Genomic DNA, 24,107 nt, shown 5'->3' with positions numbered 1-24,107 from the left:
GGTCAATTACCGTGACGTTAGACGTCCTTTCGCCACAGTAAATGACCACTCACGCAGAGGTGCTCTCCGCGCGCAGTTCGTGCTTGAGGATCTTTCCGGTGGTGTTGCGAGGCAGCTCGTCCACCAGCCGCAGCTCGAGGGGCAGCTTGTAGCGGGCCAGCCTCGCACCGGCGAATTCCCGAAGGGACTCTAGGTCGAGCTCCTCGCCGTCTTTCAAGGCCACCACCGCGACCACGCGTTCGCCCCAGCGTTCATCGGCGGCGCCGATGACGGCGACCTCGGCGACGGCCGGATGGCCGTAGATCGCGTCCTCGACCTCGGCGGAATAGACGTTCTCCCCGCCGCTGATGATCATGTCCTTGAGCCGGTCGACGATGTAGAAGTAGCCGTCCTCGTCCTGGTAGGCGACGTCCCCGGTGCGGAACCATCCGTCGCCGCCCTGGGCGGCCGCCGTCGCCTCCGGCAGGTTCCAGTACCCGGGGGTGACGGTGTCCCCACGCACGCACAACTCGCCGCGGACTCCCGGCTCGGTGATGGGCTCGCCGCTGAAGTCGACAAGCCGGACCTCGTTGAGCAAGCCCGCCGTGCCGCAGGAGCCCAGCTTGTCGAGGGCCTCCTCGGTTCCGAGGAAAGTGGCCCCGGTGGCCACCTCCGTCTGGCCCCAGCACTGGCTCACGGGGATGCCCCGCGAACCATAGAGCCGCAGCAGGGATTCCGGCACGGGAGCGGCCCCGGCCACGACGATGCGGATACTGGACAGGTCGGCCGAGTCGAAGCGCTCGTGCCGGCTGATGCCCTGCATCATGGCCGGGACCAGGAACAGCGAGGTCACCCGGTACCGTTCCACGTCATCGAGCAACAGACCGGGGTCGAACTTCTCGTGGATGATGACGTGGGCACCGGCCATGAGCATCGGCAGAGTCATGACGCACATGCCGCCGGAGTGGAACAAGGGTGCTGAGGTCAGGGCCACATGGTCAGAGCCGTAGCCCACCGAGAGCATCCAGTTGATGTTGTTCGTCCACAGGTTGCGGTGCGAGAGGACGGCACCCTTGGGGTTGCCGGTGGTGCCGGAGGTGTAGACGATCACGCCCGGGGACTCCGGATCCACGGGAGCCTCCTGGACGTGCGGATGTGCCCGGGCCAGCAGCTCCTCGATGCCCTGCCACCCCTCCGCACCCTCCCCGAACCGCAGGTAGGTCCGAACATCGAGGTCGGTGCGGACCTCGTCCACCGGGCCCGAGTGCACTTCGTCGGCGATCAGCAACTGTGCGCCGCTGTCCCGGACGAAGTAGGCCAGCTCGTGGCCGGTGCACCGGAAATTCAGCGGCACGAAGATGGCCCCGAGCCGCGCGGTGGCGAACAGCGCGATGAGGAAGCGGCTGTGGTTGAACCCCACATAGGCGACCCGGTCCCCGGGTTCGACCCCGGAGGCGGCCAGCATGTCCGCAAACGCCTCGATCTCGGCCTGCGCTTGGGCGAAGGTCAGGGTCTGGCCGGCGAAGGAGATCGCATCACGGGATCCATCCCTTTCGGCGCGGCGGCGGAACCAGGTGGCCAGTCCGAGGGCGTGCATGGGGGTCCTCACGTAGGTGGTGAACAGTCTGGGACAGTGGCAGTGGCAGGGGAAGCACCGGGATCCCGGTTCAGGCCCGGCGGGGGAACCTCGAGAAGTCGGGATCGCGCTTGGCCTTGAACGCCTCGCGGCCCTCCTGGGCCTCCTCCGTGCCGTAGAACAGCAGGTTCGCGTCATGGGCCAGCTGCTGGATGCCAGCGAAGCCATCTTCGGCCGCATGGAAGGAGGCCTTCATGAGGCGCAGCGCGTACGGGGACAAGGCCAGCATCTCGCGGCACCAGGACAGTGTCTCCTGCTCGAGCTGCTCCAGCGGCACCACGGTGTTGACGAGCCCCATCTCGAGGGCCTGCCCGGCCGTGTACTGGCGGCACAGGAACCAGATCTCCTTGGCCTTGCGCGCCCCCACCAGTTCGGTCAACAGGGAGGCGCCGAAGCCGCCGTCGAAGGAGCCGACGCGCGGACCGACCTGCCCGAAGCGGGCGTTGTCCGCCGCGATGGACAGGTCGCAGACCATTTGCAGGATGTGGCCGCCGCCGATGGCCCAGCCGGCGACCATGGCCACGATCGGTTTCGGACACCGGCGCATCTGCACGTGCAGGTCCGTCACGTGGAACCGCCCCGTCGTGCCCGGAGCCGTCTGATAGCCGCTGTCGCCGCGCACACGCTGGTCCCCGCCCGAACAGAACGCCTGGTCACCGGCACCGGTGAGGATGATGACGCCCACGCGTTCGTCCTCGCGGGCGGTCACGAGGGCCTCGGACACCTCGATCAGCGTCTGGGGCCGGAAGGCGTTGTGCACCTCGGGGCGGTCGATGGTGATCTTGGCGATGCCATCGGGGGTGGTCTCGTAGCGGATGTCCTCGTAGTTCCCGGAGACGTTCCAGGTTTCCGGCGTGGTCGTCTCGGCCATGCCCACGGCTCAGGCCATCGTCAGTCCGCCGGAGACGGACAGGGTCTGGCCGGTGACGAATCCCGCGCCCTCGGAGGCGAAGAACGCCACGGCCGGGCCGATGTCCTCCGGGGTGCCCAGTCGCTTCATCGGCACCCCGCGCTTCATGCCGGAAATGACCTTGTCAGCGTCGTCCCCGGCACCGTCGGCGAACTTGCGCAGGGCAGGGGTGTCGGTCGGACCGGGGCAGACCACGTTCGCGGTGACGCCCTTCGTGGCGATCTCCCGGGCGAGGGTCTTGGTGAAGGCGATGACGCCGCCCTTGGCGCCGGAGTACACGGCCTCGAGCGAGGATCCGACGCGGCCGGCGTCGGAGCCGATGTTGACGACGCGGCCGTAGCCGCGCTCGATCATGCCCGGGACGATCGCCTTGATGGTACGCAGGTGACCCTTGAAGTTCAGGTCCACGATCTTGTCCCAGAATTCCTCGGTGGTGTCCAGGAAGGGCATGAAGTCGTCCCAGCCGGCGTTGTTGACCAGCACACTGATGGGGCCGGACTGGGCCTCGGCCTGCTGGACCGCCTCGGCGACGGAGGCGGAGTCGGTCACGTTCATCTGTACGGCGGAGGCCTTCAGCCCGCGGCCGGTGAGTTCCTCGGCGGTGGCGGTGGCGACCTCCAGGTTGAGGTCGGCGATGACCACGGAGAACCCGGCCTCGGCCAGGGACGTGGTGATGCCCTTGCCGATGCCCTGGGCCCCTCCGGTGATCAGTGCGGTGCGTTCTTCGGTCATGGTCGTGTTCCCTTCAGGTCATGCGTTCGGGTGGTGACGCCCGAAATGGTCGTGGTGATGGTGGTGGCTCTTCGGTGGATGGCGCCGGTCAGGCGGCGGGCTCCCAGAGGACGGGGCCGGCCACGATCGAGTGGCTGGTCAGCTTGCGGCCGAGGACCTCCTGGGCGTGGCGGGCCGCCGTGATCAGGGCGTCCAGGTCGATACCGGTCTGCACGCCCATCTCGTGGAACATGCTGATGAGGTCCTCGGAGGCGATGTTGCCGGTGGATCCCTTGGGCACGGGGCAGCCGCCCAGTTCGCCGAAGCTGGATTCGAAGGATCGGCAGCCGGCCTCCAGCGCCGCGTAGGCGTTGGCCAGCCCCTGCCCCCGGGTGTTGTGGAAGTGCGCCGTCAGTTCCACACCGGGCAGCCGGCGTGCGGCCTCGGTGAAGAAGCGATGCACGTAGGCCGGGTTGGCCATGCCCGTGGTATCGCCGAAGCCCAGTTCCGTGGCGCCGGATTCGGCGAACTCCTCGGCCAGATCGAGCACCCGGTCCATGGGGACATACCCCTCGTAGGGGCAGCCGAAGGACGTGGCGATGACGGCACCGTACTTGATGCCCTCGGCGGCGATCCGCCCACCCATCGTCTTGACGTCGTCCATGGTCTGGCGGACAGTACGGTTGATGTTGGCCTTGTTGTGGGACTCGGAGGCGCTGACGAACAGGGTGCAGGCCTCGAAGAGTTCTCGGATGGCCAGGGCGTTGTCCAGTCCCTTGGAGTTCGGGATCAGCACCATGCGTTCCACCGACTCGGGCAGGTCGATGCCCTTCAGCACCTCGACCCCATCGGAGAGCTGCGGGATGACGTCCGGGCGGACGAAGCTGGCCACCTCGATCCGGGTCAATCCTGTCTGTCCGAGCTCGTTGATCAGCCGGATCTTGTCCGCTGTGGCGATGGTCTCCGGTTCGTTCTGGAAGCCGTCCCGCGGGCCGACCTCGCGGATCACCACGGTGCGGTCCTCACCGGGGGTGGCGTTGGTGGTCGTCTCAGTCATGCCAGTACCTCCTGGTTCTTCTGGTTCTTCTGGGTCGTCTGGATGCGGCCGGCGCGGGCCAGGCCATCGCGGTGTTCCTCCGCCGCGATGCCGATGAGGGCTCTTGCGCGGGCCTGCTCCGTCAGCCCGGTCAGCACGGCGGCGCCGTGCTCGGTGACCACCACGTCGACGTCGGCGCGCGCGGTGGCGACCAGGCCGCCGTCGAGCTCGGGGCGGATGGTGGAGACGCCGCGGCTGGTGGACCGCAACGCGATGATGGACCGGGCCCCGGTCAGGGCCGCGGCCCGGCTGAAGTCGGCCTGGCCGCCGATCGCACCGAGGAAGCGTCCGCCGACGCGTTCGGATCCGACCTGGCCGGACAGATCGACCTCCAGGGCGGAGTTGATCGAGACGAGACTGCCGAGTCGGGACAGCACGGCCGGGTCGTGGGTGTAGCTGGCCGGACGGAAGGACACGTCGAGCCCGCCGTCCTGCCTCCGGCCCTGCTTCTCGCCGAGCCGGAGGTAGAGGTCGGTGGAACCGAGGGCGGAACCGGTCACGGCCACCCCGGTATCGATCTCCTTGCGGGCACCGGTGGCCACGCCGGACTCGATGAGGTCGAGGACGCCGTCGGTGACCATGCCCGAGTGGAAGCCGAGATCCCGGTGCCCGGACAGCGCCTGCAGCACGGCATTCGGCAGCGTGCCGACGCCGATCTGCAGGGTGGAGCCGTCCTCGATCAGCCCGGCCACATGACCCGCGATGGCCAGATCGACCTCGTCCGGGGCGCGGTGACCCATCTCGGCCAGGGGCCGGTCCACGTCCACGGTGGCGGCGAACGCGGAGAGCGGCAGCCGGGGCGAATCCTCGAGGAAGGGCATGGCGTGATTGATCTCCGCGATCAGCATCCGCGTGGAACCGATCGCGTCCCCGAAGTAATCGACGGCCACACCGAGGGACACCTCGCCGTTCCGGTTCGGCGGCGAGACCTGGACCATCCCGACGTCGGACGGGAGCCTTCCCTGCGCGAAGAGCCGGGGCAACGCCGAATAGTTGGCCGGGACGACCTCCAGGCGGCCGGCGGCCGCGACCTTGCGCAGTTGCCCAAGGGCGCCGTAGGACTCCATCTCGAGGCCTGCCGGCAGGTCCCGACCCAGGCGCTCGTTCAAGCTCAGGCCACTGAAGGCGCGGACCCGGTCCAGCGCGGAGTCCGGATCCCCCAGGGCGTCCAGGAGGGCGTCCACCAAGGACATCGGTTCCCCGGCCCCCTGGCCCCACCACACGCCCGGTACGGCACCGCTGGCGGACCCCTCCGCCAGCAGAGCGCTGAAATCGATGCTGGCCATGGCCGTCAGACCCGCTGGATCAGGGTGGCAGTGCCGAGGCCGCCGCCACAGCACATGGTGACCAGGCCGATCTCCACGTCACGCCGCTCCATTTCGGCCAGCAGGGTGGCGAACAGCCGGGAGCCGGTGGCGCCGACGGGGTGACCCAGGGCGATGGCGCCGCCGTTGACGTTGACCCGCTCCATGTCCGGCTTCAGTTCCTGTTCCCAGGCCAGGACCACGGAACTGAAGGCCTCATTGATCTCGATGAGGTCGATGTCGTCGATCGTCATCCCATTGCGCTGGAGCAGCTTCTGCGTGGCGGGAATCGGGCCGGTCAGCATGATGATCGGATCCACCCCCACCGTGGTCTGGTCCAGGATGCGGGCCCGCTTGGTCAGGCCGTGGCGTTCGACGGCGGCGTCCGAGGCCATGACCACGCCGGCGGCGCCGTCGCAGATGGGCGAGGAGGAGCCGGCGGTGATCCGGCCATCCTCACGGAAGACGGTCTTCAGACCGGAGAGAGACTCCAGGGAGGTGCCCGGGCGGATCGTCTGGTCACTGGCATGACGTTCCCCGTGGGTCTCCCACGGGATCATCTCGCGCTCGAAGCGGCCGGCGTCCACGGCCTCGGCGGCCCTGGCATGCGAGCGGACGGCGAACTCGTCCATCTGTTCGCGGGTGATGCCCCAGCGGTCGGCGATAAGCTCGGCGCTCTCACCCTGCGGCACGAAGTCGTACAGAGCCCGCAATTCCTCGGGCCACGGTTCGCCGTAGAGCTTGGAGATCTCAGCCGGGGAGTTCATGGGCACATGACCCATGTGCTCCACTCCGCCGGCGATCACCACATCATGGGTTCCGGAGGACACCAGGCCGGCGGCCATCTCCACGGCTGTCTGGGCCGATCCGCAGCGGCGGTCCAGCACGGTGGCGGGGACCTCCGGCGGATAACCGGCCTGCAACCAGGCGTTGCGGGCGATGTTGCGGGACTGCTCGCCGAACGGTGCCGTACAGCCGACCACGAGGTCCTCGATCTCCGCGGGCGCCAGGCCCGTGGAGCCGAGCAGTTCCGTGTAGACCCGTCCGAGGAGCTCGTTCGGGTGGACATCCCGGAACCAGCCCTTCTCCGGGTGGGATTTGCCCATCGGGGTGCGCAGGGCCTCGACGATCCAGGCGTCGCGGCCGTTCTCGATGAACGGGTTGGTGAAGGAACGCTGTGTACGCGCGGTGTTGCTCAAGGTTCAGACCACCGTTCCGCCGTCGACCGGCAAGACCTGGCCAGTAATGTAGCTGGCCGCATCGGATGCGAAGAACACGAAGCTGGGGGCGATCTCCTCCGGGGTGGCCCAACGCCCCATGGCGATCCGGGCCAGCTGCTTCGCGGACAGTTTCTCATTGGTCCGCACGGTCTCCGTCATGGCCGTGGCGGCCAGCGGGGCGAGCGCGTTGACCGTGATCTGGCGGCGGGCCAGTTCCTTGGCCAGGGACTTGGTGAGGCCGATGATGCCGGCTTTGGCGGAGCCGTAGTTCACCTGGCCGATCGTGCCGGTCAGCCCCGCGGCCGAGGTGACGTTGAGGATGCGGCCTGTGCCGTCGTCGGGCAGGAATTCCTGGGCCGCGTGACTGACGGTGAAGGAACCCACCAGGTGGACGCCGATCACGAACTCGAACTGCTCAGCGGTCATCTTCGGGAACATCGCCGGGGCGATGGCGCCCGCGTTGTTGACGAGGATGTTCAGGGTTCCCCCGTTGAGCTCCGCGGCCTGGCGCGCCGCAGTGGCGGCCTGTTCGGCGTTGCGCACGTCCAGTGCGGCATGGGCGGCGGTACCCCCACCGGCGACGATGGACTCGGCCACCGCGCGGGCGGCCTCTTCCTGCAGGTCGGTGACGAGCACCGCGGCGCCGGCGGCAGCCAGAGCGCGGGCCACGGCCTCGCCGATGCCGGCACCGGCCCCGGTCACGAGGGCCGAACGGCCCTGCAGGGAGAAGACGTCCGGATAGGTGCGTTGTTCCACTGTCATCTCAGTAGCTCCTCGGCAGGCCCAGCACATGCGAGCCCAGGTAGTTCAGGATCATCTCCTGGCTGATGGGGGCGATCCGGGTCAGCCGGGCCTCGCGGAAGTAACGGGCCACGGGGTACTCCTCGGAGTAGCCCATGCCGCCGTGCGTCTGCAGGGCCCGGTCGGCGGCGTCGAAGCCGGCATCGGCGCACAGGTACTTGGCCATGTTCGCCTCCTTGCCGCACTGTTTGCCGTGATCGTAGAGCCACGTGGCCTTGCGCAGCATCAACTCGGCGGCCTCGAGGCGGGCCAGTGAATCGGCCAGCGGGAACTGGATGCCCTGGTTCTTGCCGATCGGGCGCTTGAACACCACCCGGTCGTTGCCGTACTGGGTGGCGGCCTTCAGGGCGGCATAGCCGATGCCCAGCGCCTCGGCGGCCACCAGCATGCGTTCGGGGTTGAGGCCGTCCAGGAGGTAGGTGAAGCCCTTGCCCTCTTCGCCGATGCGGTCTTCCTCGGGGATCCGCAGGTCGTCGATGAACAGCTCGTTGGAGGTCACCGCGTTACGGCCCATCTTCTTGATGGGCTGGACGTCGATGTGGGCTCGGTCCAGGTCGGTGAAGAACAGCGTCATGCCGTCCGTCTTCTTCTGCACGTCCTCGGCCTTGGTGGTCCGGGTCAGCAGGAGGATCTTCTCGGATTCCACGGCCTTGGAGATCCAGACCTTGCGGCCGTTGACCACGTAGTCGGAACCGTCCTTGCGGGCGAAGGTGGTGATCTGGGTGGTGTCCAGGCCGGCGCCGGGCTCCGTCACGCCGAAGCACACGTGCAGGTCACCGGCGGCGATGCGGGGCAGGTTCTCCTGCTTCATCTTCTCGGTGCCGTGGACGACCACGGGATGCATACCGAAGATGGACAGGTGCATGGAGCTGGCGCCGTTCATGCCGGCACCGGAGGCCGCCACCTCCTGCAGCAGCAGGGAGGCCTCGGTGATGCCCATGCCGTGGCCGCCGAACTCCTCGGGAATGGTCAGTCCCAGCCAGCCGCCCTCGGCGAAGGCCTCGTAGAATTCGGTGGGGAACTCCTTGTTGAGGTCCTTGTCCATCCAGTACTGGTGGTCGAAACGCGAGGCAAGCTCTGCCACGGCGTCCTTAATGGTCTGCTGGTCGTCCGTCAGTTCAAAGTCCATGCGGAGGCCTCCTGAGATGAAGGGGCGCCCCGTGAGGGGCTGGATGCGGTCGCTGCACCCGATGCTCGAAACCATACCAAAGGTCTGACCCTTTAGTCACGAAGACCCTACTGGTAATCTCGGCGGTGAGGGGAATTCTTGAACCATTGCTTTCCGATGGGTGGTGCGGCCGCCGAGGAACCGGTTCGCCCGAGAAACCCGCACGCCGCATACCCGCGCAACCCAGGAGGCAACCATGGCCACGTCGAACGGCACCACGCCGAGTCCGGATGCGCCCACTGCGTCCCTGTCGCCACTGCAGGTACCCAAGGCCTCCGACGTCCTGGCGGACGACCTGCGGGAGCGGATCCTCCGTGGCGACTTCCCCGAGGGCACGTCCCTGCCGCCGGAGCGCGAACTGGTGGCTCAGACCGCCATGAGTCGCACCACCGTCCGGGAGGCACTGCGCATCCTGGAGGTCCAGGGCCTCGTGACCATCCGCACCGGCCGCTCCGGGGGTGCCTTCGTGCGCCGCCCGGACAGCGACTCGGTGGCCAGCTCCGTGGAACTGCTCATCCGCGGTCGGCAGATCCGGCTGGACGACCTGCTGGAGACCCGCGAGGCCATCGAGCCGCAGTGCGCCGGCCTCGCCGCCCTGTACCGGACCGACGAGGACCTCCAGCGCCTGGATGAGCTCAACAACCAGATCGAACAGGCCGAGGGCGCCTCGCTCGCCGAATTCCTCCAGATCAACGTCGACTGGCACATGGCCGTCGCCGAAGCCAGCCACAATGAGCTGCTCTCAGGAATGATGCGAGCGTTGTCCCGCGCGATCTACGAGGCGACGGACAACCAGGGGTTCGTGGACGACGCGGTGCGAGCCACCACGGTCCGGGCCCACCGGTCTGTCACCCGCGGGATCCGCGAACAGGATCGGGACGCCGCCGTGCGTCGCATGACCCGTCACGTCCATTCCTACGCGGAGGCCCTCCTCGAGGTGGACGAGCGCACGGGGATCAACGTCGGCCTATAGGCTCCCTCCGCCGTAGCGACACGTCCACACCAACGCCATGCTCGAAGCCCGAGGGCGGCACCGGACCTCCGGTGCCGCCCTCGGGCTTCGCTGCGGATCTCGCCGCAGGACGGAACCTAGCCCGCGCTGCTGAGGTCCGGGACGCCCAGGACCTTGCGGGCGATCTCGGCACGCAGCACGTTCTTCTGGATCTTGCCTGTGGGCGTCGTGGGCACCTCGTCCACCACCTCCAAGCGCTCCGGGACTTTTTGGATCGCCAGTCCGTGGCCCAGGAGGTAGTCCCGAATCTCGTCCAGGGTCAGCGGGTCATGGCCGGGGGCGGGGACCAGGTAACAGCAGGCCCGCTCGCCCATGGTCTCGTCCGGCATGGCGACGACAGCCACCTTGCCCACCGCTTCATGCGCCGCCAGCAAGTCCTCGACCTGGCGGACGGAGATGTTGTACCCGCCGCGGATGATGATGTCCTTCAGCCGGCCGGTCACGCGCAGGTAACCGTCCTCATCCAGGATCCCGAGGTCACCGGACTTGGAGTAGCCCTCGGCCGTGAACGATTCGGCCGTCTTCTCCGGTTCACCGACGTATTCCAGCAGGACCATGGCGCCACGGAAGGCGATCTCGCCTTCCTGACCAGCGGGAAGCACCTCATCACCCGCGCCGAGGATCACGATCTCCTGGCCGCGGAAGGCACGCCCGTCCGAGGTGAGGGACCGCTCCGGCTCGTCATCCAGCGTGCACATCGTCATCGAGGTGTTCTCGGTGCGGCCATAGAGGCTCAGGACCGAGAGGTTCGGCAGGGCATGGCGGGCCCTCTCCACCAGCGAGGCCGGGATTGGCGCACCAGCAAGGGTCCACACCCTCATGGTGGAGGCGTCATGGCGTGCCGGGTCATAGGCTTCCACCAGCGTCTGCAGGAAGGTCGAGGCGTTCACGGTGACGGAGCAGCGGTGTTCCCGGATCTGCTCGAGGGCCAGCTCCGGGTTCCACCGCTCCATGACGTGGGTCGCAGCCCCGTTGAGCAGGGGCAGGATGATGCTCGTCACCAGTCCGGTGGTGTGGGTGAGCGGGCTCGGGCCGAACTGTACATCGTCCTCGGTGTAGCGGTAGTTCTCCGACTGGATCCGGGCCGAGGTGGCCAGGGTGTTGAAGGTGTGCAGACAGCCCTTGGCCTGGGACGTGGTGCCGGAGGTGAAGACCATGGCGAACGCGTCGTCCGGACCGGCACCCTGGGGCAGCTCTTGACGGGCCTGCTCCACGGTGATCCCATCGATCAGGGATTCAAGGCTCTGCGTCCCCGCAGGACCTTCACCCCGGACCGTGATGACGTGCTCAAGACTCGGTGCAGACTCCAGGAAACTGAGCCACATGCCGGCATGGTCGAACCCGCGGTACTCGGTGGCCGTGAAGACGGCCTTGACGTTGGCCGTCGCGATCATGTGCCTGACCTCGTCGGTCCGGTAGATCGGCTGGGCCGGCACGATGATGGCCCCGACACGGTTGACGGCCATGGCCAGCGCCGCGAACTCGGCCCAGCTGGGCATCTGGATGGCCACGGAATCACCACGCCCCACGCCCAGCCGCGACAAACCTGCCGCGATCCGCACGGCGTCATCGTGGACCTGACGGTAGGTGAAGCCCGTGGTGTCGTCGGTGATGAAGACCTTGTCACCGCGCTGCGCCACCTGGTGTTCGAGCGCCTCGAACATGGTGGGTTTGCCCCAGAAGCCCTCGGCATAGAAACCGTCGATCTGCTCCTGGGTATAGCGGTCACGCACTGTCGCGAATGCCATCAGGTCCCCTTCCGGGCCATTTCTCTCGTCCTGCTTCGGCCATGCCCACGGCCACGCTTGTGACTGGGCTCACTGGCATACTAGTTCGGTCAGACCATTAGCACAATAAGCCCATTATTGCCCACCGCGAGGAGCATCACCGGCCCGTCCACCGAGGCTCCCGCTTGTCCTTCAACGCGGCCACCCCCTCGCGGATATCCTCCGTGGCGAAGGCCAGCGCCAGCTGCGACTGGAGGTAGTCCAGCGCGGAGTCAAGCGGCATGTCCCGGGTCGCGTCCAAGGCGTCCTTGCCCATCCGCATCAGCAGAGGCGAGCGAGAGGCCAGGCGATCCACGAGGCCGGAGAGCTCATCCTCGAAGTCCTCTCGCGGAACCACCCGGTTGACGATATCCATCCGGTGGGCCTCGTCTGCGGTGATGAGCTCGCCGGTCATCATCAGCTCGTTGGCCCGGGCACGCGGCACGCTGCGGTAGATCAGGGCGGAGATCATGAAGGGGAAGACCCCCACGTTGATCTCGGGGCAGCCGAACCTGACGCCGTCGACGGCCACGATGAAGTCGCACGCGAGCGCCAACCCGAAGGAGCCGGCCAGGACATCCCCCTCGGCAGCGCAGACCACGGGCTTTCCCAGCCCTCCCAGCAATCGATACAGGCGGGGGAAGCGGTCCAGGCCGGCATATTTCTCCACCACCGGGCGGTCGTCGGTGAAGGCCTTGAGATTGCCCCCGGAGGAGAAGATCTTCGGGTCGGCGGACCGCAACACGACCACGCGGATGGCCCCGTCGTCACGGGCCGCCTCCAGCGCCGCCAGGAGCTGGTCCAGCGTCTCATCCCCCAGGGCATTGCGAGTAGAGGGGTCGTCGAGGGTGATGGTGGCGACGGCGTCGCGCACGTCATAGCGGATGGTGGTATCCACGAGGGTTTCTCCTGTTGTCAGTGATCAGTGGTCAGCCATGGTCCAGCACGATCTTGCCGAACCCGGCTCCCGACTCCAGATAGCGGTGGGCCTCGGCAGCCTGGTCCAGCGGGTAGGTGCGGTCGATGATGGGCGGGCGGACCGTCCGCTCGTTCACGAGCCGCAGCAGCCCCGCGAAGTCCCGGGGGCTGCCCATGGTGGTGCCCAACAGGTCGTGCTGCCCGAAGTAGAAGGGCCGCACCTCCAAGGGCGTCGTCTCCTGCGCGTTGGCCCCCAGCACCACGCACCGTCCGCCGGCCCGCAGGGCACCCAGGGACTCCCCCACGCGACCGACGGGGTCCAGGACCAGGTCGAAGCCCTCGCCCCCCGGCGTCAACTTCCGAGCCTGCTCCACCCAGTCGGGGGCGGAATGGTCGACGCCGGCCCTCGCCCCCAGCTCGCGGGCCCGGTCGATCTTGGCCTCCGAGGCGGAGGTCACCGTGACCGTGGCCCCGACGGCCGCCGCGAGGGATACGGCCATGGTGGCCACGCCCCCGCTGGCACCGAGGACCAGGAGTGATTCACCGGCCGTCAGCCGTCCCCGCGTGAACAGCGCCCGGTAGGCCGTCACGCCGACCAGCCCGAAGGCAGCCGCCTCGTGGAGGCCCAGGCCGGCAGGGCGAGGGAAGAGGCATTCGTCCGGCACGGACACGTACTCGGCATAGGTCCCGCTCCGATGGTCTCCGAGGATCTCGAAGCCCGCAGCGGGGGCGGACTCCCGCGCACCCCAGAACAGGGACGGCAGGATGACAACGTCCTCCCCGGTTTCCACCAAGGTCCCGGCGCCATCCGCGCCCAGCACGGCCGGCAGCGGGGAGTGGTAGACACCACGCCTCGCCAGGGTGTCATGCCAGTTCAGCGCACTTGCGCCCAGGCGCACGGTGGTCCATCCGTCACGCTGTTGCGGGTCGGGGACGGTGCCTGGAACCAGGACCTCCGGTCCGCCATAGTCGCGCATCACGATCGCCTGCATCATGCCCCTTTCGGTCTGACCATTCACACCTTACAAGACCGGCCGCCTTGAGCAAGAGGCGGCGGCCGGCCTGCACCCTCTCCACCCCACGGACATGCCGGCCCGCACGGTCGGACAGGCCGTCCCACGGCGCTCCCTTGCGCTTAATGGACTGACCATTCTAAAGTGTCGCTGAAGACCAACGGCCCGCAGGGAGGACACTGATGACCAGCCGCCCCGCGTCCGCGTTTCCCGCCCCCTCGGACCTGCCCCGTTTGCACCATGCCGAGCTGACTCTCGCAGACAGCGCCGCCGCCCATCAGGGTCTGGTGGGCTTGGTGTCCGCCGCCGGGGGCCTCTCGGACCGTCCGCAATGGCTGATCGGAGCGAATGGCCGGCTGGTTGCCTGCACGGCCCGCGCCCGTGCATTCTCCACCCCCCGATGGGAGTCGTTGATGGAGGTGGACGGAGGGATCGACCCGGATAGCCGGGCGGCCACGATGCTTCCCCCGTCCCCCGCGCTCGGTCTGGCTCGACGACACCTCGTGGTTCCCGTCGCCCGGCGCGGGATCACCCACGCGTGGTGGGTGGTGGCCGAAATGCCCCGGCTCTTCGAGGAAGCAGACCGGATCCTGGCCGATCGCGTGGCCCATCATCTGGCCACCGAATACGACGCACAGCACCGCGTGGCCCGCGCCGCCTGGAACGCCCGGTCCCTGCTGGCCCGCCAACTGGTACGGGGGTCCGGGGCCGAGGACGACTTGGTGGCGAGCGGCGAATACCTCGGCGTCAACGTCGACAGCAAGCGGCTGGTCGTCTACCTCTCCGACCCCACAGAGCAAGACCGCGCGGAAACTGAAGGGCACGGCCTCGGCCGTCCGTCCCGGACCGGCCACATCGCCCACACCGGTGACGAGGCCCGCGCCGCGGCCCGGCTCGCCTCCGTGCTGGGCGTGGAGGTCCTGGGAACACAGGGCAACCAGGGCACCATCCTGCTCGTCGAGGCACCCGACGGCCGGGCGCCGGCGGACGTCGTCCACGAGGTCAAGTACGCGGTTGGGCGGTACCTGCAGCCGCGGAACGACGACGGAAGGCCGGGCGCCGCCGTCGGGGTCTCCTCGGTGACCGACCGCATGGGCCTGCGCCGCGCGTACCGGGAGGCCCGGGAGGTCGCCCGATGCGTAGACCGGTTCTCCCCACGGGGACAGCGCATCCTGGCCGTGGATGACCTTGGTCCGGCCCGGCTCTTCGTGGCCAATGCGGACACCGAAGCCATCCGCGCCTATGTCTCCGAGGTGCTGGGTCCGTTGCTGGGCGGCGATGAGACCCAGCGGTCGTTGCTGGTGACCCTGCAGTCCTACTTCGGCCACGACCGCAGCATCCGGGCCTCGGCGCGCGCCCTCGCCGTCCACGAGAACACTGTCCGGCTCCGGCTCGGCCGGGTGCATGAGATCACCGGCCTGGACGTGGCCGGTAACGCCAACGACCAGCTGTCCGTCCAGACGGCGCTGCTGGTCCTCCAACTCACCGGCGCCCTGCCGGAGAACAACGCCCCAGCGAACAAGACCCGCCACTGGAGGATCGCATGAGCAGACGTGCATTGGTGACAGGTGCCGGACGATCCGGCGGCATCGGCGAGGCGATTGTCGCCCGGCTTGAGTCCGATGGATTCGAGGTGGTGACGTTGGACCGTGAACCCGGCTGCACCTGGCAGGTAGACCTGTCCCGGGACGAGCTGCCTGATTTCGGCCCCATCGACGTCTACGTGGGCAACGCGGCGATCACCACCCTGTTCGGGGCCGCCCACTCCTTCGACCTGGACAAATGGCGTTTGGATCTGGAGGTCAACCTCACCGGAACCTTCCGGGTCCTGCAGCAGTGCCTGGCTGGGATGCGCGAGCGCGGCTACGGCCGCATCGTTCTGACCTCGTCCACCTCGGCCGTGCAGGGCATGCCGGCGCAGGTCTCCTATTCCACGTCCAAGGCCGGGCTCATCGGCATGGCCCGCACGGTTGCCGCGGAAAACTCCGGCCGCGGCATCACGGCGAACTTGGTGCTGCCCGGGATGACCGCCAGCAGCGGGATCCTCTCCATGCCGCAGGAGATCCAGGACGCCTGGCTGCGGACCCTGCCGGAGGGGTTCGTGGAACCGGCGGACATCGCCAACGGCGTCGCGTTCTTCGCGTCAGAGGCCTCCGGCATGGTCACCGGCCAGCTGCTGACCATCGACGGCGGTGACTTCCTGAACCACCGCACCGTCACCTCCAGCATGGTGTCCCACGTCGAGTCCACGGCCGGGTCCGGTTCCGCACGGCCTGCCTCCGGCGACACCACATGAGGGCCCTGCAGGTACCCGCGACCACCGGCCCGGAGGCCGCGGTGCTCGCCGAGGTGCCGGAGCCGGACGGAGCACACCCCTGGGCCGACGGCGAACGCCTCCTGGTCGAGGTCCATTCGGCCGCCGTCGCCTTTCCAGATGTGCTCCAATCCCGTGGCGCCTACCAACATGCGGCACCGGTGCCGTACGTGGCCGGTGGTGAGTTCGCAGGCATCGTCCTGGAGGCCCCGGCGGGCTCACGGTTTGCGGTGGGCGATCGGGTGGCCGGGCTGACGGTCTTCGGCTCCGTGGCCGACCAGGTGACGGCCATCCCCGGATATACGGTGCGGATCCCGTCGACCATGTCCTTCAACGACGGGGCCGCGTTCTTCCTGAACTACCTCACCGCCTGGTTCACGCTGTACCGGGCGGGGTTCACGGACGGGGAGTCCGTGCTGGTTCACGGAGCGGCCGGCGGGGTGGGCAGTGCCGCCCTGGATCTGCTCAAGGTCCGTTCCGATCGCCTGTTGGCGGTGGTCTCCTCGGATTCGAAGGCACACGTGGCCACCCGCTGCGGGGCGACCGAGGTGCTGCGTTCCGGGGACGACTGGCCCGGCCGGGCCCGTGCGGCCACCGGAGGTCACGGTGTGGACATCGTCATCGACCCGGTGGGCGGGGACCGGTTCACCGATTCCCTGCGGTCCCTGGACGTGGGCGGGCGCCTGATGGTGGTCGGTTTCGCCGGCGGAGGCATCCCGGAGGTGAAGGCCAACCGGCTCCTGTTGCGGGATCTCAGCGTCATGGGGGTGGCCGTCAATCCCTGGCTGGAACGGCACCCGGGGTTCGGGGAGCGCATGCTCAACGAACTGGAGGCCATGGCCTCGTCCGGTACGGTGTCCCCGCTGGTCGGTCATGTCCTGCCGTGGGACCGCGCCCCGGAGGCGATGGGCATCATCGACCGCCGCGAGGCCCACGGAAAAGTTGTCATCGAAGTACGGCCGGAGCAAACGGCATCACCTGAAGGAGAACACCCATGAGCGGATACCAGTCAGCGTTCCGGAGCGACCTGTTCGCCGGCCAGACCGTGGTGGTCACGGGCGGCGGCAGCGGCATCGGCCGGTGCACGGCACATGAGTTGTCCTCCCTCGGCGCCCATGTGGTGCTCGTGGGGCGGACACCGGAGAAGCTGGACTCCGTCAAAGCCGAGATCCTCGAGGACGGCGGCTCGGCCTCCACCTACTCCGGGGACATCCGAGACGAGGCCCGCGTCATCGAGATCGTCGAGTCGGTCCTGGCCGACCGCGGCCACATCCACGGACTGGTCAACAACGCCGGAGGCCAGTACCGGGGCGCCCTGAAGACCATCAAGACCAAGGGGCTCGAGGCCGTGCTGCGGTCGAACGTGGTCGGCGGGTTCATCATGATGCGCGAGGTCTACAACCGCACCATGGAGGAGCACGGCGGGGGCATCGTCAACATCGTCGCCGATATGTGGATGGGCTGGCCCATGTACGGCCATTCCGGTGCCGCCCGCTCTGCCATGTGGAACCTCACCCAGACGGCCGCCGCCGAATGGGGCGAGTCGGGGGTCCGGGTCAACGCCGTGGCACCGGGTTCTATCGCCTCCTCCGGGCTGGACACCTATGATCCCGAGGACGACGGCTATATGCAGCGTGAACTGCGCGGCGAGATCCCCCTGCAGCGCTGGGGCACCGAGGCGGAGGTTTCCTCGGCCATCACCTACCTGCTCTCCCCGGCCTCCGGATTCACCTCCGGAACGGTGATCCGCGTCGACGGGGCAGCCCCCAACGGTTCGCGGGCCTGGGTCACGCCCGAGCCGGCGCGCAACATCGCCCCCTTCCAGCCGTTCCACCGCTCCGTCGCCCCGAAGATCCTCGGCGATTCCTGAGCCCATCGTCCCCCAGCCCCGATCGTGGGCGAGAACGATGACGGCGTCAGGCCCTCTCGGTCGTCACGCCCCGATGTCCGGCCGGCGCGCCTGCGTCACGGGATATCCCTGGTCGGCGCGAGCCTCGCGCGGATCTCCCCCTTCATGATCTTCCCGCTCCCGGTCATCGGCAGGCTCTTGACGAACAGGATCTCCTTGGGCACCTTGTAGCCGGCGACGAGTTCGCGGCATTTCGCGATGATCTCCTGTTCGGACAGGGAGTCAGATTCACCGACCACCACCGCCACCACACGCTCGCCCCACTTGTCATCCGGCACACCGATCACCGCGCACATCTGCACGCCGTCGATCTGCTGGAGTGCCTGCTCGACCTCAGTGGAGTACACGTTCTCCCCGCCCGTGATGATCATGTCCTTGACCCGGTCCACTAGGAAGAGGAACCCATCCTCATCCTTGTATCCGGCGTCCCCTGATCGGTACCAGCCATTCGGAAACGCTGCTGCCGTGGTCTCGGGCTGGTTGAAGTATCCCGTGGTCAGGGACGGGGAACGGATCAGGAATTCCCCGACCTCGCCGTCAGGAAGCTCCTCACCCAGCGGATCGACGATCTTGATGTCAATGAGCGGTAGAGGACTGCCGATCGAATTGAGCTTGACCCCCTGACGGTGCTGATCCGGACGCAGGAAGGTCACACCCCTGCCGGTCTCCGTGCCGCCGTAGAACTGGATGAAGTCGCACTCCAACGTCGACAGGGCGCGCTTCAGCAGGTGAGGGGGCATGGGTGCTCCCGCATACACCACGACCCGGAGTGTCGAGAAGGCCTCGGGCGTGGCCCGGGGATGGTCCAGCATCGACTGGATCACCGTGGGAATGAGCGGCAGGATCGTCGGCTGGTCCCTTTCGATAATGTCGATGAGTCCGCCGGGGTCCGGCATGGAATACACGGCGACGGCCGCCCCGTTGTAGAGGGCCTGAAGCGAGAGACCAAGGCCCATGGCGTGGAACAGCGGCATGACGGTGAGCATCGAGTCTTCGGACGTGTAGCTGAAGGAGGGCTCGAGATGTTCGCAGAGATTCAGATAGAGATAGCCCTGATGGGAGAGCTTCACGCCCTTCGGCTTGCCGGTGGTACCGGAGGTGTACATGAGGATTGCCGTGCTCCACGGGTTGACGTCGACGCCCGGATCACTCTGCGGGGCGCCACTCGCGAGGACGTCCAGCTCTCCGGCGCCAGAGGTGGAGTCGAAGCCGATGATCCTTGGTGAGAGGCCGGTCTTCTGAACGACCGCCCTGGCCACGTCGAGGTATTCGGCGTCAGCGACGATGATGTTCGGCGCCGCGTCCTCCACGATGCCCGCCAGTTCGGGAACCGCCAGCCGCCAGTTGAGTGGCAGGAGAACGGCTCCCGCTTTGCTGGTGCCGAAGAGGACCTCGAAGAACGTCGATGAGTTCTTCCCCAGGAAGGCGACCCGGTCGTCCGCGTCGACGCCAAGGTCCACGAGGGTGTTCCCCATGGCGTTGCTCCGCCCGTCGAGGCCTGCCCAGGACAGTGGCCCTCCGGCATCGATGATGGCCGGCCGGTCGGGCAGCGCCTGCGCATAGTGCCGGGGGAAGTCGCCCAGCGTCTTGATTTCACGATAGAGCCACATGATGGATTCACTTTCTGGGAAGGGGAAAAAGAACCGGGTACAGAGTGGGTTGAGGGATGTCTCCGTCGAGCAGGACGGGAAGTCCCGTGGATGGCGGCTGCGGTGTTCAGCGGCCTTGGAACGACGGGGGGCGTCTCTCGGTGAAGGCGGTGATGCCTTCCCTGGCGTCTGCGGTGCCGGCGGACCGTGCGAGGGACTGCGCCTCGTTCTCCAGCTGTGCCTCCGGGGGCGTGGCGAGCGAATGGGCCATGAGGCGGCGGACGCCGCCGAACGCCTGGGTCGGCCCACTCCGCAATGTCTCTGCGGTCGCGGTCGCCTTCTCCAGCACCACGTCGTCCTCGACGACGTAGTCGACGAGCCCGGTGCGCAGAGCCTCCTCGGCGTCGAGCGACTCATTCAGCAGCAGGAAGCGTTTGGCCCGCGCAGGGCCCATGCGGGAGGCCAGGCCGAACGTCGCGCCGAGGTCTGCCGTGAAGCCCAGTTGCGCGTAGGCGGCGGTGAACCGGGCGGACTGGGAAGCGTAGACGATGTCACAGTGTGAGATCAGTGAGACGGCACCGCCAGCCGCTGCTGCATGGACGCAACCGATCAGTGGTGCATCCATGCGCAGCAGTCTCGTCAGCCCCATATGGAGGTTGTAGGTTCCGTTGAGCACCTCCGGGGGTGCCGCCTCGAGATCCCGTGAGAACAGGCCGACGTCGCCGCCGACGCTGAAGAATCGCCCTTTCGCATGGAGCAGGACGGCGCGGACATCGCCACGGCCCGCCAGTTCGTTGGCGGCCTGGCCGAATTCACGGCAGAAGGTCTCTCCCATGGGGTTGCCCTTGTCCGGGTTGTCCAGCATGAAGGATGCCAGGCCGTTCTCGACCGTCACGTCGAGGGTTTCGAAATTCATCAGGTGTCTCCCGTGATGCGTTGGGTTCGTCAGGCGACGGAGATTCCACCGTTGACGCTGATGGCCTGGCCAGTGATGCGGGCCGCCGCCGGGCTGGAGAGGTAGACGGCCATCGCCGCGAGATCCTCAGGCTCGACGACGCCGAGATGGGCCATGGCGGCCGCCTTCTCGAACATCCGGGCACTGAACGGCTCCCCGCCGATGAGCGCCGCACCAGGCGTGTTGGCAATCAGTGAGGGGGTGAGCAGGTTGATGCGAACGCCCTCGCGTTTGACTTCCAGGGCGGCGGCTTTGGAGAACATCACGATGGCGGCCATCGCGGCACCGATGGCCGTCTCGCCGGGGGTCGCGACCTTTGCGGCGTCGGAGGCGACGTTGACGATCGATCCGCCGCCCTGGGCCCGCATTCCGGGCAGCACGGCATGCATCATGTGCAGCGGGGGAAGGATGATCTCCTCGATGCGGGGACGCAGGTTCTCGATGGCGATGGTGTGGAGGAGCCGCGGTGGCTCGCTGGGGCCGGTGGTGGACACCAGTACGTCGATGACTCCCAAATGGTCGCGGCATTCCTGCTCGGCCCGGACGGCGTCCTCCGGATCGGTGGCATCAACCCGGACGAATTTTGCCTCGGTGCCCGTCCTCTCTCCGATCGAGGCGATGGCCGTCTGGCCCCGCTCAGAGTTTCGACCCAGCACGACGACCCGTGCCCCCTGCTCGGCGAATTGGGTGGCGGTCTCGAGCCCGACGCCAGCCGAGCCCCCCAGGACCACCACTCCGCACTCGTTTAAAGCCTTGACGTTCATCGCTGCTCCCCCTGGTGCGCGGCGGCGAGGATCGCCGGTTCGCTGGCCCGGTGGAAGCCGTTGAAGGGCGTGTTGTTCTCCGCCGGCTGCAGCTCCCACCAGCCCCGCCGAGCGTTGGGTGCGCCGCCGTCGACCCGGACACAGGAACCGGTGATGAAGCTGGCTCCCGGGGACAGCAGGAAGACGATGGCCGAGGAGACCTCTGACTCAGTGCCGAAGCGCTGGAGCGGGATGTGCGGGGAGACCCCCTTCTGGATGAACTCGGTGTCCTTGGCGTCATAGGTGTCCAGTCCGCTGGAGGCGATGGAGCCCGGTGCCACGGAGTTGACCCGGACCCCGGAGGCTGCGAATTCGGTGGCTGCCGACTCGGTCAGGGTGAACATCCCACCTCGGGCCGCCGCCGAGTGGGAGAAGTGGGGCCAGCCATGCCAGATGTCAGCGATCATGTTGACGATCGACCCACCGTGCTCAGCCATCCACTGGTTGTAGACCTCACGCATCACGATGAAACCACCGGTGAGGTTGCTACGGACGACGGCCTCGAATCCCTTGGTCGTGATGTCCTTGATGGCCGCCCGATACTGGCCACCGGCGTTGTTGACCAGCCCGTCGATCCTGCCGTGATCCTTGATGATGGTGGCAATGGTCGCGGCGACCGTCTCCTCATCGCGGATATCGGACACGTGGGTGGACACCGAGCCGCCGTCCTCTTCGATCTCGATGCGCACTGTCTCAAGCTTCTCCGGATTCCTGCCGACAATGGCCACGTGGGCGCCCAGGGATGCCAGCTCGTGGGCGGCGCACCGCCCGATGCCACTGCCACCGCCAGTGACGATCATGACCTTGCCGTCGAAGAGTCCCGGCCCATAGATGGATTGGTACGTCATAGGTATTCCTTCAGTCGAGATGCGAGTTGGGTCAGTGGGCCGGTGTCTGCGCGGTGGCGCGGTCCTCGTCGGTCCGGTCGAGGAACTGCTTCTTCTTGTCGTGGATCTCGGGGTTGCCCATCGTCGAGTAGCCATAGAGGCATTCCAGACGCAGCTGGTCGTCCAGTGGTCGGCCGACCACTTCGAGGATCGTCTCCTTGGCGGATTCGACAGCGACCTGCGGGTTTCGAAGGATCTTCGAGGCGATGTGTTCGGCCGTGGACATCAGCTCGTTCTGGGGCACGACCCGGTTGACCAGGTGGACCTCCCTGGCCCGCTCGGCGTCGATGGGTTCACCCATCAATTCCAGCTCCATGGCGATGCCGACCCCGCAGGTGTTGACGAGGCGGACGATTCCTCCGTCGGCGAAGTGCATGCCGCGGCGCATATGGAAGAACCCGAAGTTGGCGTTGTCAGAGGCGATGCGGATGTCACAGGCCAGTGCAAGTTCGATGCCGCCACCGATCACCCAACCGTTGAGGGCTGCGATGATCGGCTTGCGGGTATGGTGCAGGCCCCGGGTGATGCCTCCGGCGAAGCCTCGGTCCAGCAGGCTCCTGCCCAGCTCGGGTCCGGCCTCCAGCCAAGGATCCACGTGGGATTTCAAGTCAGCGCCGGCGCAGAAGGACTTCTCGCCGGAACCGGTGAGGATGGCGACCCGTACCTCAGGATCACGCGCGAACTCCGACCACGCTTCGAAAAGCAGGTCGTCCGTCTCCGTGTCGATCGCGTTGTGGACCTCCGGTCGGTTCAGAGTGATGTAGGCGATTTCGCCACGTTTCTCATAGATGATCTTGCTCATGCGCTTCTCCTTTGTGGTGGTTCCAGGCCCTGACAGATTCGGCTAGACAAATTTCCGGCCGACCTTCTGCCGAGCGATGACGAGCTTCATGATCTGTGCGGTTCCATCACCGATCTGCAGTCCGAGAACGTCACGAAGACGTTGTTCGTACGGCATCTCCTCCGTATAGGCGCCGTGGCCGTTGATCAGCAGGCAGGTCTGGACGGTTTCGAAAGCCAGTTTGGGGGCCCACCACTTGCACATCGCCGCCTCCGAGGTGTGGGGAAGCCCCTGGTCATTCAGCCAGAGAGTCTTCAGGCACAGCAGCCGGGCCGCCTCCACATGGGTCTCGGCCTCGGCCAGCGGAAAGGAGACGCCCTGATGCGCCGTCAGAGGCTTGCCCATGCTTTGGCGCTCCGCGGCCGAGACCCACGTCTCGTCAAGGGACTGCCGGGCCACCGCCAGGCACTGCAGGCCGATGAGGGCCCTGCTGTAGTCAAAGCCCTGCATGACCTGGACGAAGCCTTGGTTCTCCGCACCGATGAGGTGCGAGGTGGGGACAGCGACCTGATCGAAATGCATGGCGCCCCGGCCGGCAGCACGACCCCCGAGATCGTCAAAGGCGCTGGTGGAGACACCGGGGCTGTCGACGGGGACGAGGAAGGCGCTGATGCCCTTGGGGCCGGGGCCACCGGTCCGGGCCCACACCACCGCGAAGTCGGCCTGGGTCGCGAAACTGGTGGACGTCTTCTCACCATCGAGGATGTAGTGGTCCCCCTCCCGGTGGGCCTTCAGGGAGAGGTTTGCGGCGTCAGAGCCACCACCGGGCTCGGTGAGGGCGATCGCAGGAAGGGAACGGCCTGCGGCCATGCCCCGCAGCCAGGGGGCGACAACCTCAGGATCACCATGCCTGGAGAGAATGACCCCGGCCAAGGACATCGTCACCATCAGTTGGCCGATGTTGTAGTCGGAGCGACACAGCGTCTCCAACACCAGTCCGGAGGTGACACAGTCCAAACCCAGTCCGCCGAAGTCCTCATCCAGCTCGATACCGAAGAGGCCCAGCTCCCCCATCTCCAGGAGGGTGTCGCTGTCGAATCGTCCTTCTCGCTCGCGCTGCTTGTAGAACGGGGCCAGACGGCGTTCCCCGAACTGCTGAGCCACGTCGACCAGTGCCTGTTGCTCGTCGTCGATCGCAAAGTTCAGGGATGGCGACATGACCGGGGCTCCTTGGATTTGATATGAGGTACGTCACTCAACCTAGGCGGGGATCGATGCCAATTCTTCATACCAAAGGGGGAGAAGACTCCCCCATCAGTGTTGCTCTAGGTAGCC

General features: G+C 67.3%; 22 protein-coding genes. 5 read left to right on the top strand and 17 right to left on the bottom strand.

Annotation, left to right across the window (positions count from 1 at the left end; translation table 11 throughout):
- Window positions 1-49: 49 nt before the first annotated feature.
- From ACFFIO_RS14880 to ACFFIO_RS14845, 8 genes are all read right to left on the bottom strand, one after another.
- A complete protein-coding gene (locus tag ACFFIO_RS14880; protein WP_378043005.1) occupies window positions 50-1,576 on the bottom strand; it encodes an acyl-CoA synthetase in 1,527 nt (508 codons plus the stop codon).
- Between the two features lie 70 nt (window positions 1,577-1,646).
- The gene (menB, locus tag ACFFIO_RS14875) at window positions 1,647-2,486 is read right to left on the bottom strand and encodes a 1,4-dihydroxy-2-naphthoyl-CoA synthase (protein WP_378043004.1); all 840 of its coding nucleotides are present in this window, start codon (window positions 2,484-2,486) and stop codon (window positions 1,647-1,649) included.
- A 9-nt stretch (window positions 2,487-2,495) separates the two neighbouring features.
- Window positions 2,496-3,257 (bottom strand): SDR family NAD(P)-dependent oxidoreductase, encoded by a 762-nt coding sequence (locus ACFFIO_RS14870; RefSeq protein ID WP_378043002.1) that lies wholly within the window; start codon window positions 3,255-3,257, stop codon window positions 2,496-2,498.
- Window positions 3,258-3,345: 88 nt separating this feature from the next.
- On the bottom strand, window positions 3,346-4,293 hold the full coding sequence (locus tag ACFFIO_RS14865; RefSeq protein WP_378043000.1) for a hydroxymethylglutaryl-CoA lyase: 948 nt from the start codon (window positions 4,291-4,293) through the stop codon (window positions 3,346-3,348).
- Entirely contained in the window at window positions 4,290-5,618 is a 1,329-nt protein-coding gene (locus tag ACFFIO_RS14860) for an acetyl-CoA hydrolase/transferase family protein (protein ID WP_378042999.1), read from the bottom strand. The genes ACFFIO_RS14865 and ACFFIO_RS14860 overlap by 4 nt, the downstream gene beginning before the upstream one ends.
- Window positions 5,619-5,623: 5 nt before the next feature.
- A complete protein-coding gene (locus ACFFIO_RS14855) occupies window positions 5,624-6,835 on the bottom strand; it encodes a thiolase family protein (protein WP_378042998.1) in 1,212 nt (403 codons plus the stop codon).
- A 3-nt stretch (window positions 6,836-6,838) separates the two neighbouring features.
- Window positions 6,839-7,618 (bottom strand): SDR family NAD(P)-dependent oxidoreductase, encoded by a 780-nt coding sequence (locus ACFFIO_RS14850; RefSeq protein ID WP_378042997.1) that lies wholly within the window; start codon window positions 7,616-7,618, stop codon window positions 6,839-6,841.
- Between the two features lies 1 nt (window position 7,619).
- Window positions 7,620-8,786, bottom strand: a complete 1,167-nt coding sequence (locus tag ACFFIO_RS14845; protein ID WP_378042996.1) for an acyl-CoA dehydrogenase family protein — start codon at window positions 8,784-8,786, stop codon at window positions 7,620-7,622.
- A gap of 235 nt (window positions 8,787-9,021) precedes the next feature.
- Between ACFFIO_RS14845 and ACFFIO_RS14840 the strand changes: the two genes are divergently transcribed.
- Window positions 9,022-9,798 (top strand): FadR/GntR family transcriptional regulator, encoded by a 777-nt coding sequence (locus ACFFIO_RS14840; RefSeq protein ID WP_378042994.1) that lies wholly within the window; start codon window positions 9,022-9,024, stop codon window positions 9,796-9,798.
- A 116-nt stretch (window positions 9,799-9,914) separates the two neighbouring features.
- Here ACFFIO_RS14840 and ACFFIO_RS14835 read toward each other — a convergent pair whose 3' ends face one another.
- From ACFFIO_RS14835 to ACFFIO_RS14825, 3 genes are all read right to left on the bottom strand, one after another.
- Window positions 9,915-11,585: an AMP-binding protein gene (locus ACFFIO_RS14835; RefSeq protein ID WP_378042993.1), complete on the bottom strand. Its 1,671-nt coding sequence runs from the start codon at window positions 11,583-11,585 to the stop codon at window positions 9,915-9,917.
- Window positions 11,586-11,721: 136 nt separating this feature from the next.
- Window positions 11,722-12,501 carry an enoyl-CoA hydratase/isomerase family protein gene (locus tag ACFFIO_RS14830; RefSeq protein ID WP_378042991.1) on the bottom strand — a complete coding sequence of 260 codons (780 nt, stop codon included), beginning with the start codon at window positions 12,499-12,501 and terminating at the stop codon, window positions 11,722-11,724.
- A 31-nt stretch (window positions 12,502-12,532) separates the two neighbouring features.
- Window positions 12,533-13,516: a quinone oxidoreductase family protein gene (locus ACFFIO_RS14825; RefSeq protein ID WP_378042989.1), complete on the bottom strand. Its 984-nt coding sequence runs from the start codon at window positions 13,514-13,516 to the stop codon at window positions 12,533-12,535.
- 200 nt (window positions 13,517-13,716) lie between these two features.
- On the opposite strand from ACFFIO_RS14825, the gene ACFFIO_RS14820 reads away from it, so the two are divergent.
- From ACFFIO_RS14820 to ACFFIO_RS14805, 4 genes are read left to right on the top strand one after another with little or no spacing between them, the layout of a single operon-like run.
- Window positions 13,717-15,081, top strand: a complete 1,365-nt coding sequence (locus ACFFIO_RS14820; protein ID WP_378042987.1) for a PucR family transcriptional regulator — start codon at window positions 13,717-13,719, stop codon at window positions 15,079-15,081.
- Window positions 15,078-15,830, top strand: coding sequence for an SDR family oxidoreductase (locus ACFFIO_RS14815; protein WP_378042986.1), 753 nt, complete (start codon window positions 15,078-15,080; stop codon window positions 15,828-15,830). Before ACFFIO_RS14820 ends, ACFFIO_RS14815 begins: the two co-directional genes overlap by 4 nt.
- Window positions 15,827-16,846: an NADPH:quinone oxidoreductase family protein gene (locus ACFFIO_RS14810; protein ID WP_378042984.1), complete on the top strand. Its 1,020-nt coding sequence runs from the start codon at window positions 15,827-15,829 to the stop codon at window positions 16,844-16,846. Before ACFFIO_RS14815 ends, ACFFIO_RS14810 begins: the two co-directional genes overlap by 4 nt.
- On the top strand, window positions 16,843-17,718 hold the full coding sequence (locus ACFFIO_RS14805; RefSeq protein ID WP_378042982.1) for an SDR family oxidoreductase: 876 nt from the start codon (window positions 16,843-16,845) through the stop codon (window positions 17,716-17,718). Before ACFFIO_RS14810 ends, ACFFIO_RS14805 begins: the two co-directional genes overlap by 4 nt.
- A gap of 95 nt (window positions 17,719-17,813) precedes the next feature.
- Here the strand turns inward: ACFFIO_RS14805 and ACFFIO_RS14800 are convergent, their stop codons facing one another.
- The 6 genes from ACFFIO_RS14800 to ACFFIO_RS14775 form a co-directional block, all read right to left on the bottom strand.
- Complete coding sequence (locus tag ACFFIO_RS14800; RefSeq protein WP_378042980.1) at window positions 17,814-19,367, bottom strand: long-chain-fatty-acid--CoA ligase; 1,554 nt, start codon at window positions 19,365-19,367, stop codon at window positions 17,814-17,816.
- A gap of 106 nt (window positions 19,368-19,473) precedes the next feature.
- Window positions 19,474-20,262, bottom strand: a complete 789-nt coding sequence (locus tag ACFFIO_RS14795) for an enoyl-CoA hydratase/isomerase family protein (protein WP_378042978.1) — start codon at window positions 20,260-20,262, stop codon at window positions 19,474-19,476.
- Between the two features lie 29 nt (window positions 20,263-20,291).
- Window positions 20,292-21,065 carry an SDR family NAD(P)-dependent oxidoreductase gene (locus ACFFIO_RS14790; protein ID WP_378042976.1) on the bottom strand — a complete coding sequence of 258 codons (774 nt, stop codon included), beginning with the start codon at window positions 21,063-21,065 and terminating at the stop codon, window positions 20,292-20,294.
- Window positions 21,062-21,952: an SDR family oxidoreductase gene (locus ACFFIO_RS14785; RefSeq protein ID WP_378042974.1), complete on the bottom strand. Its 891-nt coding sequence runs from the start codon at window positions 21,950-21,952 to the stop codon at window positions 21,062-21,064. The genes ACFFIO_RS14790 and ACFFIO_RS14785 overlap by 4 nt, the downstream gene beginning before the upstream one ends.
- Before the next feature lie 31 nt (window positions 21,953-21,983).
- On the bottom strand, window positions 21,984-22,793 hold the full coding sequence (locus ACFFIO_RS14780; protein ID WP_378042973.1) for an enoyl-CoA hydratase/isomerase family protein: 810 nt from the start codon (window positions 22,791-22,793) through the stop codon (window positions 21,984-21,986).
- 42 nt (window positions 22,794-22,835) lie between these two features.
- Window positions 22,836-23,990 (bottom strand): acyl-CoA dehydrogenase family protein, encoded by a 1,155-nt coding sequence (locus ACFFIO_RS14775; protein ID WP_378042971.1) that lies wholly within the window; start codon window positions 23,988-23,990, stop codon window positions 22,836-22,838.
- Between the last annotated feature and the right edge of the window lie 117 nt (window positions 23,991-24,107).

Source organism: Citricoccus parietis (assembly GCF_042433045.1).
Taxonomy (GTDB): domain Bacteria; phylum Actinomycetota; class Actinomycetes; order Actinomycetales; family Micrococcaceae; genus Citricoccus; species Citricoccus parietis.
The sequence above is the reverse complement of the archived record's forward strand: the minus strand, read 5'-3'. Positions and strand labels throughout refer to the sequence as shown.